The 11,231-nt window shown below is 38.0% G+C and carries 8 protein-coding genes and 2 rRNA genes; 7 read left to right on the forward strand and 3 right to left on the reverse strand.

Annotation, left to right across the window (positions count from 1 at the left end; translation table 11 throughout):
- The 7 genes from EU510_RS09480 to EU510_RS09515 all read left to right on the forward strand — a co-directional run.
- Window positions 1–130: ribosomal RNA gene (locus tag EU510_RS09480) — 23S ribosomal RNA — on the forward strand; the annotation flags it as partial.
- Window positions 131–274: 144 nt separating this feature from the next.
- Window positions 275–389: ribosomal RNA gene (gene rrf / locus EU510_RS09485) — 5S ribosomal RNA — on the forward strand.
- Between the two features lie 581 nt (window positions 390–970).
- The gene (locus EU510_RS09495; protein ID WP_149593298.1) at window positions 971–1,765 is read left to right on the forward strand and encodes a VOC family protein; all 795 of its coding nucleotides are present in this window, start codon (window positions 971–973) and stop codon (window positions 1,763–1,765) included.
- An 88-nt stretch (window positions 1,766–1,853) separates the two neighbouring features.
- The gene (locus EU510_RS09500; protein ID WP_149593299.1) at window positions 1,854–2,216 is read left to right on the forward strand and encodes a hypothetical protein; all 363 of its coding nucleotides are present in this window, start codon (window positions 1,854–1,856) and stop codon (window positions 2,214–2,216) included.
- Window positions 2,213–4,546 carry a fatty acid cis/trans isomerase gene (locus EU510_RS09505; RefSeq protein ID WP_149593300.1) on the forward strand — a complete coding sequence of 778 codons (2,334 nt, stop codon included), beginning with the start codon at window positions 2,213–2,215 and terminating at the stop codon, window positions 4,544–4,546. Before EU510_RS09500 ends, EU510_RS09505 begins: the two co-directional genes overlap by 4 nt.
- Window positions 4,547–4,678: 132 nt before the next feature.
- On the forward strand, window positions 4,679–6,406 hold the full coding sequence (locus EU510_RS09510) for a response regulator (protein WP_149593301.1): 1,728 nt from the start codon (window positions 4,679–4,681) through the stop codon (window positions 6,404–6,406).
- Window positions 6,407–6,751: 345 nt separating this feature from the next.
- Window positions 6,752–8,161, forward strand: a complete 1,410-nt coding sequence (locus EU510_RS09515; RefSeq protein WP_149593302.1) for an ATP-binding cassette domain-containing protein — start codon at window positions 6,752–6,754, stop codon at window positions 8,159–8,161.
- Between the two features lie 47 nt (window positions 8,162–8,208).
- Here the strand turns inward: EU510_RS09515 and EU510_RS09520 are convergent, their stop codons facing one another.
- From EU510_RS09520 to EU510_RS09530, 3 genes are read right to left on the reverse strand one after another with little or no spacing between them, the layout of a single operon-like run.
- Entirely contained in the window at window positions 8,209–9,087 is an 879-nt protein-coding gene (locus tag EU510_RS09520; RefSeq protein ID WP_149593303.1) for a TraB/GumN family protein, read from the reverse strand.
- A 50-nt stretch (window positions 9,088–9,137) separates the two neighbouring features.
- Window positions 9,138–10,574 carry a sensor histidine kinase gene (locus EU510_RS09525; RefSeq protein WP_149593304.1) on the reverse strand — a complete coding sequence of 479 codons (1,437 nt, stop codon included), beginning with the start codon at window positions 10,572–10,574 and terminating at the stop codon, window positions 9,138–9,140.
- Window positions 10,555–11,229: a response regulator transcription factor gene (locus tag EU510_RS09530; protein WP_149593305.1), complete on the reverse strand. Its 675-nt coding sequence runs from the start codon at window positions 11,227–11,229 to the stop codon at window positions 10,555–10,557. The genes EU510_RS09525 and EU510_RS09530 overlap by 20 nt, the downstream gene beginning before the upstream one ends.
- Window positions 11,230–11,231: the final 2 nt, after the last annotated feature.

The raw sequence follows: 11,231 nt of genomic DNA on the forward strand, positions 1-11,231 counted from the left end.
GAGATGAGTTCTCACTAGACTTTTAAAGTCTCTGAAGGGCCGTTGAAGACTACAACGTTGATAGGCAAGATGTGGAAGTGGTGTGAGCCATTAAGCTAACTTGTACTAATTACCCGTGAGGCTTAACCATACAACGCCAAACGCGTTTTATGTGATAGTTTATACAGAAGTTAATATGACTAAAGTAGATATTTACTGAAAGACTTAAAAAATATTATCAGATATTTTCCAAATTCAGTTAGTGCGTAGCGATACGAACTGACAACCTAATTTGCTTGGTGACAATAGCGTTTTGGACCCACCTGACTCCATGCCGAACTCAGTAGTGAAACGAAACAGCGCCGATGATAGTGTAGCATTTGCTATGTGAAAGTAGGACATTACCAGGCTTCAAATTGTAAAGAGCCCGATTCGAAAGAGTCGGGCTTTTTTACGTCTGCAGAAAAGTGAAATGTGCGCAATTAACACACACTTACACAACACACATCACGTAGGCCGGGCGAGCGTAGCGACTCCCGACGCTGAAATTACAACAAAACCCCTCAATATCTCAGTCGGCCAATAAAGTAGCATTTCACTGTGGCTCTCTACCGCTGTGGGCACTACGACATTCTACTGCGTAGCGCACCGACTTCACATTGTAGAGAGCCCGACTAGAAATAATCGGGCTTTTTTACATCTGCAGAAAAGTGATTTAAGTATTCCTCTAATATTCCTCTAAGCGAAGCGCTTCTTGGCGAATAATTTGTATAAATCAGCAATAATATTTAGCCAATTTAGAGAATTAAATATGATCCTAACTGCGTTAAAAATCTCAAATATGAAACAACTGAATAACGAATTTTTGCCCTTCTTTTATCGACTCCGCTTAGTTATTGCTCTAATCTCAATTTATGATCTGTTCCATTATCTCGTTTATAAAATGTGACAGAGCTCGTTTAGATAAAAATAGAATAATAAGGGTTTAATAATGAGTGAAATTGATAATCATCCACATGGTATTTTTTGTTGGTCAGAACTTTGTACGCACGATTGGAAAGACGGTAAGGCGTTTTATACATCATTATTTGATTGGGGACATGACGATCAACCTATTGAAGAGAACATATACTACACCATGCTACAAAAGCAAGGTGAGGATATCGCTGCAATGTACGAAATGCCTAAAGAGCAAATTAGTTCAGGGATCCCAAGTCATTGGCTGGCTTACATTGCCGTCGATAATGTTGATGATTGTGCGCTAAAAGCTAAAGAACTAGGTGCTGAAGTTATCGCCGGTCCTCATGATGTTATGAATGCAGGTCGCATGCTTATGCTAAAAGATCCAGTAGGCGCCACTGTTGCACTATGGCAAGGCAATGAGCATAAAGGTTGTAAGCACTTAGGTGAATTAAATACGCCTTATTGGCATGAGTTAGCAACCAGAAATAGTAAAGTAAGTAGAGACTTTTACTGTGCTTTACTAGGCTGGGAAAGTGAAATAAAGCCAATGGAAGGTATGAACTACACTTTATTTTTAGTCGATGGACAACCAATTGCCGGTATGCTTGAAATGACAAATGAATGGCCTGCTGATACCCCTGCTCATTGGATGATTTATTTTGCAGTAGAGAGTTGCGATGTAATTGTTAGTAAAGCCGCTAGCTTAGGTGGACAAGTATGTGTTCCTGCAACAGATATCCCCGATGTTGGTCGTTTTAGTGTTATATGCGACCCTCAAGGTGCTGTATTTTCGGTGATCGAATCTGTTATGGATGACGTTTAAACACAGTTACATTAGCTTTAGCGTTAATTTGCTCGCTAGTTTGATATAATACTCGTCAATTAAATCGTCAGAAAGTGCAGAGAACGCAATGGAATTTGAACAAGATAGCAATTTAACCCTCCCTTTATTTCTATTAGATGAATCATTAAGTAATAGAGACTTAGAGCAGCCTGATTTTGAAATATCAATTGGACTCGATGATGAATTACTTGCTCAAATTTGCCAGAATCCAAGTGAAGATAGCAGTGTCGCTATTACTGTTAGCGGTTATGAGTTGCTTATAACTAATTCTTTGTACCTAGCTATATTAGATCAAGAGCACGATGCGCAGATAACATTAACGCATGGTCCTCTTTTAAGTATTGTTTTGAATACTGAAGGTCAGAATACATTCGTTTCTCCTCAAATGGATATGATGCCCACCTTTGATTTAGGTGACGAGGACGAATGAAAAAAATAATAATAAGTATATTTGTATTAATTATTCTTAGTGGTTGTGCTTACTTAGGTAATGCACATTACGATGATTTATTTGGACCAGAGCAAGCGCAAGAGCGTATTGTTCCACATTCTACCCTTGCTGGTGCTGATTTTTTACAAAACGTAAAACCAGTACTCGATACCCGCTGCGTCGTTTGCCATGGTTGTTACGACGCACCATGCCAACTCAAGCTCTCGTCCCCTGAAGGTATTGACCGAGGTTTGAGTAAAGAGCTTGTTTACGATGGAACTCGTTTATTGGCAACGACCCCAAGCCGTTTATTATTTGATGCAACTAATACTCAGCAATGGCGAGAGAAAAACTTTACGCCAGTGCTAAATGAGCGCGTGCAAAGTGAAGAAGCTAACTTAGCGGGCAGTGTGCTATTTAATAGCCTGGTGCTAAAGCAAAGCCATGAATTGCCAGTAAATGAAGTGTTAGGTGATGAGTTTGATTTTTCGTTAGCGCGTTCGCAAACCTGTGCAACAATGGGGGAGTTTGACCGATTGGCAAGTGATCAACCTCATGGCGGCATGCCCTATGGTTTACCTGGTGTTTCGCGTGAAGAGTTTAATCACCTACAGAACTGGCTTAAAGGTGGCGGTAAAATGTCACATATTCAACCACCAAGTAAATATGATCAGAATAAAATAGCGGGCTGGGAAGCATTTTTAAATCAAGATAGCTTAAAGTATCAGTTATCAGCACGTTATATTTATGAGCATTGGTTTTTAGCACATATTTATTTTACTTCAGAAAACCCACAAAGCTTTTTTAAACTAGTTCGCTCAAGTACGCCTCCTGGTGAGGAAATAAAGTTAATTAACACGCGCCGCCCATACGATGACCCTAAAGTTAGCCGTGTTTATTATCGTTTTATGCAAGAGCGTACAACCATACTTTCTAAAACACATTTACCTCTTGAGCTTAATGAAGCTAAATTACTGCGTTTATATGAGCAGTTTATTGCGCCAGATTATACGGTTACGAAAATGCCTAGTTATGAGGCTAAGGCAGCATCTAATCCTTTTAAAACTTTCGAAGTTATTCCAATTAATTCTAAGTATCAATTCATGCTTGATGAGGCAGAGTTAATTATTATGGGCTTTATAAAAGGGCCTGTTTGTCGTGGTCAGATTGCTTTGAATGTTATAAACGATCACTTTTGGGTGGCGTTTGCTGATCCTGATAAGGTTGCGACCCCTGCTGTAGGGGAAATGCTAATGCAACATGAAGAAGCGCTAGAACTTCCTGCCGCAGAGGAAAGTAACGCGTTACCTATTTCTAGCTGGGTTAAATATTCAGTTCGTGAGAAAAAATATTTACAGGCAAAAGTTGAGCTTGCTAACGAAATGTTTAAAGGTGGTGAGCACCTCACAACTGACTTACTTTGGAAAGGTGATGGGCATAATAAAAATGCGGCACTAACTATTTTCCGCCATTTTGATAGTGCAACTGTAGTTAAAGGTTTTATTGGTCAAGAGCCTAAAACTACCTGGATATTAGATTATGCTTTGTTTGAGCGTATTCACTATTTGCTTGTAGCAGGCTTTGATGTGTACGGAAATATAGGCCATCAATTAGTGACACGCCTGTATATGGACTTTTTACGTTTAGAGGGTGAGCAAAACTTTTTAGCATTGTTACCTGAGGCTAAACGTAATCAAATCAAAAAGCAGTGGTATCGTAATTCACCACCAGATTTATCTAAGTTCTTTAAAAATAACCGAGAATTTAGTCAGCCAAGTGGTATTAGCTATAAAACTGATGATCCACAGCATGAGCTATATACCTTGATGAAAGAAGCCTTAGCGCCAGTTTTAAGTGAAAAATACAACTACACTGAAGTGCCAAAGCCGTTAAATGTAGTAAGTAACATGCCAGCAAAAGCGGTAAACTTGTTACCTCAGCTTTCTTTTGTACTTGTAAAGCAAGAAGATAATAGCCATAAGGGCTACACTATTATTCATCATAATGCGCACTACAATATATCTAGTTTATTAAACGAAGATGGCCAACGTGCTTATGATGAAGATACCGCGACTATTGTTCCTGGGTTTATCGGAGATTATCCAGCAGCTATTTGGTATTTAAATAACGAGCAGCAAGTAAATGCTTTTGCCGAGCAATTGCCTATGATGCAAATAGAAGCTGATTATGGTGCACTGAAATCTAAGTTCGGCATTCGACGTACTCATCCACAGTTTTGGCAATATAGCGATATATTGCACGATACAGCTAAAAAGTATCGTGGGATAGAATATGGAATGTTCGATTATAATCGATTAGAGAATCGCTAATATAATTTTACGACTATGGCCCAGCTTGATGCTGGGCTTTTTTATTGGGTATTAATAATTCGCTTAATTATTTTGACTGATTCTTCGTTTTAAAAAATTAGTCTACACTTATATAAAAAAACTGGTTTATACATGTTCAATATTATTAAAAGCGTGAGAACACGTTACCGATGGGCGCTAATTGCAATAGCGCTATTAATAAGTGGCTCTGCTTTATTAATGCAGCATAGTTTTTCTGTTCAAAAGTTTGATGCAAAAATTATTAACATCGCTGGTAGCCAGCGTATGCTCTCACAAAAAATTGCTTGGCACAGTAACGCTATGCTTAACATCAGTAATTACTCGCCAGCTCATTCTGAGTTACTTGAGCAGTCCCTAAATACATTTAAAAATTCCCATCAAATATTATTAACTAAAAACTCTGATGACGAATACATTTACTTAAATCCAGCGTTAGTAGACTTATATTTTGGTGAAACGATTGGGCTAGATAAAGCGGTATTTGACTATATAGAACAAACAGAGCGGCTTTTGTATCAGCAAGGAGAGATAAACTACTCAGTATTTTCTATTAAGCATGTTGAAACGTTATTAACAAAGCTTGATAAGGCAGTGAGCTTGTTTGAATCTCAAGCAGTTAAAAAAGTAAATTGGGTCGCCAACCTAGAGATACTATGCTGGTTATTGGCAATGACATTATTACTTGTTGAGTTAAGATTTGTTTTTATGCCAATGGAAAAAGAGGTTTCAGACACGCTTTTAGAGCTAAAAAAACAAAAAGATTTTGTTCATCAAACAAGCCAAAATAAAGAACATTTTATTGCCAGAGCTAGTCACGAATTTAGAACACCTTTGCAGGGACTAATTACGTCTATTGAAGAACTAGAGGTTTCTGGTAAACAGCAAAGCGTTAAAACCCAAGCTAACTATTGCGCGCTTAGGTTAATAGCCATATTAGATGAATTACAAGACTTGCAGGCTTTAAGTGCAGGTAAATGGGTACCGCATTTAAATGATGAAAACCTTCTAGAGTCGTGTAATAAAGTAGTAATAGCTTACAAGCATGCGTGTAAGCAAAAAGGCCTAAAACTAGTTAGTTGTTTAGATGAATCGTTAAATTGTGTATGTAAATTGGATCATCAACGTTTGCAGCACACACTTACAGAGTTAATTAGTAACGCTATTAAGTTTACACAAAAAGGTGAAATTACTGTTTCAGCTAAGCTTTTAAATGAAGAGTTTCATTTAACGGTGAGTGACACTGGCAGTGGCTTTTCAAAGAAGATTACCAGTCTTGAATTTGACTCATTTAAACAAACCAATCACTTTCAAGGGTTAAGAACAGGCCTAACCCGGGTTCAATATGTTGTAAAAGCACTGCATGGTGAAATTACTTTTACAAATAATAAAACTCATGGTGCTTTGGTGTCTTTGTGTTTACCAGTAACAATAAGTAAAGCCCTCCCAACACCTCTTAAAGTAAACGACAAGCTAACGTGTTTAGTCGTTGAAGATAATCCATTAAACACCATGTTATTAACCCGCATACTTAGCTTATTAGGTTTAAGCTATGATTGCGCTGAAAACGGCAAAGTCGCGTGTGATATGGTGAGTGAAAATCAGTACGATATTGTTTTTATGGACTTAAATATGCCAGTAATGGATGGGTTTGAGGCGATTAAAAAAATACGTTCCGTTCTTAATAAAATAATGCCAATTATTGTTATAACAGCAAATACTTCACAAAATGATATAGAGCGAGCTTATAAATACGGGGCTAACCTTCATATGCATAAACCAATAAGTCAGCAAGCAATTAAAGACGCATTAAATAGTATTAGCGTTGCTAGGGCGTGTTGATCTTTGGTAGTTGAATTTGCAGCAGTATGTTTGGTTTTTAGGCAAGGCAGAGCCTATGTAGTGTGGTTATTCCCCATAAATAGGCGATAACGCAGTATAAATACCAAACATGCGCTGCCCATCGGGTTCTTTCTAGGGACGATTAACTCTTTGTTACTCGGTTTTGACTTAGCCCACTAGGTTACAAACCTCGCGCCGCGATTTAATCGCCCCTAGATTGAACAAATTTCAATCCACAAAGATCAACACGCCCTAGTGAAATAAATTAATTTTGCAGGTAACAAGCTTGCTAAGCACTTTTAATATACGTTAACTTGCTGTTTTAAGGTTTATTAGGAAAAGTTAGTGCAGTCAATTACGCTTGAGCAATTTAATGGTTACTTACAAGGACAAGGTAAAAGTCGTTACGACATATGCAACCTAGATTGGCAAGTTAATCTAGGAGAACATTGGCTACTTCTAGGTGCTAATGGAGCCGGTAAATCTGCACTGACAGCTGCGTTAGTTGGTGAAGCTAAGTGCGAAAGTGGTAAGCGTATAAGTAGTATTAATAAGCTTATGCTCGTGTCTTCAGATTCACATAAACAGTTACTAGCTCAAGAATTAGAGCATGAAAAGCACACCCTCGTTAAAGACCTTATTTTTACAGGGCATAGTAATAATGATGAATTATTAGCGCAGCTAATAGAATTATTTAAATTTAGCTCATTACTAAATAGGCATTTTAGAGACCTTTCAACGGGTGAAACTCGTAAACTCCTACTTATAAAAGCACTCAGCTCCCATAGTGAGTTAGCCGTGCTTGACGAGCCTTTTGATGGGCTCGACGTACAATCTTGCCAGCAGCTTAATAAAATACTTATAGAGCTTAGCCACACGATTACTTTTGTTTTTGTGCTAAACCGCCTAGACGAAATCCCTTCATTCATTACTCACTATGGCTATGTAAACCAAGGTTGCTTGTTACATACTTTGGCAAAGCCAGACAGTGAGCAATTGAGTGATTTACTAAAACTACTTCATTTAGAACATACTTCATTGGATGTGCCATCTCCTGATACCGAGCAAGAGCAAAAGGCATTCACCGGTAATACCTTAGTTAAATTGAGTAATGCTAAAGTTAGTTACAGTGATGTAAGCATATTCAAAAATCTCAATTGGACTATAAAAAAGCATCAGCATTGGCAGCTTAGTGGAGCGAACGGTTCAGGCAAAACATGCTTATTAAATTTAATAACAGGTGATAACCCACAGTGTTATAACAATGACATTGAAGTGTTCGGTTTTAAACGTGGCACAGGGGAGAGTATTTGGGATATAAAACAGCATATTGGTTTTATATCTAACGCGCTACATATGGATTACCGCGTAAGTATATCGGCTTTAAATACTGTTGTTTCAGGATTTTACGACAGCATAGGTTTATATCAAAAACCGAGCGACGCACAAATTAATATTGCTAAGCAGTGGCTGGCATTTATTGGTTTAAGTGATAAACAAAATACCTCATTCACCCAGCTATCGTACGGCGATCAGCGTATGTTATTAATTGTGCGGGCTATGGTAAAACATCCAACGTTACTTATTTTAGATGAACCTTGCTTGGGCTTAGATGAAGCAAACAGGCAACGTGTACTGCTACTAATAGAGAAAATTTGTGCTGCCAATACAAGTACTGTGATTTATGTAAATCATCATGCGGCAGACAAAATTAAAGGAATAGAGAATTACTTAAAAATGGAAGACTTTCATTAAAAACTCACAGAAAGGTTGAGCGAGAATTCACTCAACCCATTTTTATTTTAAAGACGAGTAACGCTAAAGCCTTTATCTCGAAGCTGTTTAAGTAACCCGTGTTTTTCAGGTAAATGCAAAGCGCCTACAGCAATAAATAGCTGCTCGTTTGCTAAACGCGGTGTGAGTTGTTTAACCCAATTATTATTGCGGTTAGTTAGCATTACTTGCTCGCTAATTTCACCGTAATTACTGTCATCAAAACTCATGTTGTAGTAATCGGTTAGTGTGTCCATGTCACCGCTTTTCCATGCATTAACTAACTTGATAAAGTAAGTATTAATATCGGCTAGTTGCTCAAAGGTTTCTTCAATCATTTCATTGCTTAATAGCGCCATACCATCAAACATTTGTAGTTGTTGTTCTAAGGTTTCAAGCTCGCCAATTTTAATATTATGCTCTTTAGCATAACTAAGCACTTGCTTGTCTATGCCGGTTTTATCTGAATAACCTGCATTTTGAAATTCAATTTGCATCATAGTCACCATAACAGCCCAAGGCTTTAAGCCATTAAACATAGCAATATCAATCGACTTTTTAGCAAAGTAATCTTTTAGCTTGGTATAATTTTGCTTTGAAAGCTCAGTTTGTAATGTTTTACCGCCACTTAGCATCATAAATGGCATTGAGCGTTGCTGCATTTCAAGTGGAGTAAGTTTGCTTATATCAACTTCAACAATCACTTCTTTGCTTGCACTAATCGCATCGGTTACATTGTTAGGTAAGCCTTTCATGCTGGCATCACCAACGTGTACAGTGCCAAATAAGTAAGAGCTAACGCCATTTTTCTCTATTTTATATAAGGCCGGAGCTGCATAGCTGTTAAGGCTAAATGTTATAAGTAACGCCATAATAAAAAAGTGGCTAACACGGGTAAGAGCATTCATGGTTTGTCCTTAAAATCTCGGGGGTTAGTAGTCTAAATACTAACCTAAATTTACTTCAGAGGTAACGTTAATATAAACGTTAGCGTATTGTTTTCGGTATTACTGGCCGTAATAGTAAAGCTATTTAAGTTACATAAGCTCTGCACAATAGATAATCCTAAACCATGGCGCTGGTTATTAGTTCTAGATGAATCTAGCTGATAGAGCTGGTCAAAAATAGCAATTAGCTGTTCACCACTTAGTGGTTTATTTACTTTGTTACTAACAGAGATGGTCATGTTTGTGCTGTTATTTACGGCAGTTAATTTAATTGGCGCCTCAGGGAGTCCATAAAATAGTGCGTTATCGATTAAGTTACACAAAATGGTATTTAAACTAAATTCGTCAGCATTAAGTGTAATCTCGTCACTTATTTCGTTATTTAAACGCGTTTTAATAGTTGGGTGTTTAAAGGTCAGCTCATCAATAATTTGATTTACTAAGTTATTTAGAATGATATTTTGCGCATTCAATTGCATTGTACTGCTACTTGAGCGCTGCAACAGTAATAGGTTGCTAACAATTGTTTTCATGCGCTGTGAAATATTAAGTACATCACTGGTATAGGTATCGCTAATACGTTTATCGTCAGGGTAGCGAATAGCCACTTCTGAAAGGCTTATGAGTTCAGCTATAGGGGTTTTAAGCTCGTGTGCAATGTCGCTTGTTAGGCGTTTTTCATTACTATAGAGTTGCTGATTAACGGTAATAAACTTATTTAGCTCGTTACGTATGGGTTCTATTTCTTCTACTTTAAAGTCGCTTTCTATTGTTTGCGCAACACCGGTAATATCGAGTAACTTAATTTGATCGTTTAAGTTGTGTAGCGGGTGTAGGCCTTTATTTACAATACGTGTCACTAAATAGCGCACCCCAAACACACCAAGTACACAGGTTAAAATAAAGACCACATCAATAATAATCAGTACTTTATTAAGTTCGGCTGTCGGCGCTGCGATTGCAAGCGTCATGGTATTAAAAACAGCAGAGTGGGTGGGATTTCTATCATCTTTTTGGGCTACAAAGTGACTTATGAGTGCGCGGCCATCACGCCCGTTAGGAAGCTCGTAATCTATAATTTTAGATTCGTTTATCGGCATTTCTAAAAAAGGCAGGTTAGCATTTTCATAAAGCGCTAATGAGTCTGAGCGCTCAAACACATCACGGCCATGCCATAACTGGTAAAACTCCGTGGCATCGGCTGCTTCATACTCCGACATAAACTCACCAGCAAAATCAAATTCAACCACGTTGTTGTCATCTTCAACTAAGGTTTTTAAGTAGTTAGCTTTATTAGTTAAAGACTGATTGAACTGATCTTCCACCCAAGTATCAACACTTAAATCAACGGTTAAAAATATGGTGAACAAAATAACTGAGATCACAGCGCTAATATTATTAACGAGTTTACGTTTTATTGAGTGATTTTTACTTTGTTGTTGCGACATAACCAAATCCACGTTTATTTTTTATCGGGAGCTCGCCATTAAACTGTCTTACTTTTTTACGTATGGTTGAGATGTGTGCTTCAAGCGCATTTTTAGAGAGCATATCAAACTGACCTACCACCGCTTCACTTATAAGCTCAAGCCCCAATACTCGCTCTGGGGCGTTAAATAAGCATTCTATTATTTTGTATTCATTACGCGTGAGCTCAATGGCATGTTGCTTGTAGTGAAGAGTTTTAAGTGACAGATCTAATACGCAATTACCTACGGTAAGGGTATTTTGTTGGTTTTGCAGTGAACCACGACGAAGTAATGCAAGGACGCGAGCATGGAGTTCTTCAAACGAAAATGGCTTAGTTAAATAATCGTCAGCGCCTTTCATAAGGCCGTTAATTTTATCTTGAGGCTCACTTCGTGCAGATAAAATTAGCACACGGCTTTGGTTATTACTGCTGCGAAGTGCTTGTAAAATACTCATGCCATCAACGCTCGGTAGCATTAAATCAAGTACGAGGAGGTCGTAGTTTCCACTCAGTGCCATACTCAACCCTTGTGAGCCATCACCAGTTTCATCTACGGTAAAACCAAGGTTGCTAAGGCCAACTTGCAAGCTGCGTCGTAATGCTTCAGAGTCTTCAATAACGAGGATTTTCATGT

It is taken from the genome of Pseudoalteromonas sp. FUC4, assembly GCF_008370255.1.
Classification (GTDB): Bacteria; Pseudomonadota; Gammaproteobacteria; order Enterobacterales; family Alteromonadaceae; genus Pseudoalteromonas.